The organism is Anaerotignum neopropionicum, from assembly GCF_001571775.1.
Taxonomy (GTDB): Bacteria; Bacillota; Clostridia; order Lachnospirales; family Anaerotignaceae; genus Chakrabartyella; species Chakrabartyella neopropionicum.
On record NZ_LRVM01000029.1, the window covers coordinates 1 to 641 of the forward strand.

Below are 641 nucleotides of genomic sequence, written 5' to 3' on the forward strand. Positions count from 1 at the left end.
TCACTTCAATCACTTCATCAAATCAATCATCTATAGCTTGTTCTTTGGAATGTTTCGTAGTAGCGATACTACGGTTTGTTGACATCGTCTGTCAACGTTATTACATTTATTTCTAAAGAAAAATTTAATTTTTTCTCGATTGACTCTTTTTTCTTGTATTCAGTTTTCAAGGTGCATCCCGACCCATTGGAGCCGGTAAATGGAGAATACGAGATTCGAACTCGTGACCCCCTGCTTGCAAGGCAGGTGCTCTCCCAGCTGAGCTAATTCCCCTTTTTTCACTTTTCCGTTCCAAATTACACAAAATGGGCTCAAGTGGACTCGAACCACCGACCTCACGCTTATCAGGCGTGCGCTCTAACCGGCTGAGCTATGAGCCCATAGGACTTCGGCAACCATCTACTTTCCCAGGCAGCTGCCCGCCAAGTATCATCGACCGCTCAGGTCTTAACCGTCGTGTTCGGAATGGGAACGGGTGTGTCCCCTAAGCGCATCATCACCGAAGATTTGTGTATTTGAAGGTTTAATCCTTCAAAACTAAACAGTAGATTACTTCACAACCAATACTCCATAGAAAGGAGGTGATCCAGCCGCACCTTCCGATACGGCTACCTTGTTACGACTTCACCCCAGTCACTGGC

Annotated in this window: 2 tRNA genes and 2 rRNA genes; all 4 read right to left on the reverse strand. The window is 45.7% G+C overall.

What is annotated here, in order from left to right:
* Nucleotides 1-200: 200 nt before the first annotated feature.
* A tRNA-Ala gene (locus CLNEO_RS15175) sits at nucleotides 201-273 on the reverse strand.
* Between the two features lie 33 nt (nucleotides 274-306).
* Nucleotides 307-380 (reverse strand) — tRNA-Ile (locus CLNEO_RS15180).
* A gap of 6 nt (nucleotides 381-386) precedes the next feature.
* Nucleotides 387-504, reverse strand: a 5S ribosomal RNA gene (gene rrf, locus CLNEO_RS15185).
* Nucleotides 505-574: 70 nt separating this feature from the next.
* Nucleotides 575-641: ribosomal RNA gene (locus CLNEO_RS15190) — 16S ribosomal RNA — on the reverse strand; the annotation flags it as partial.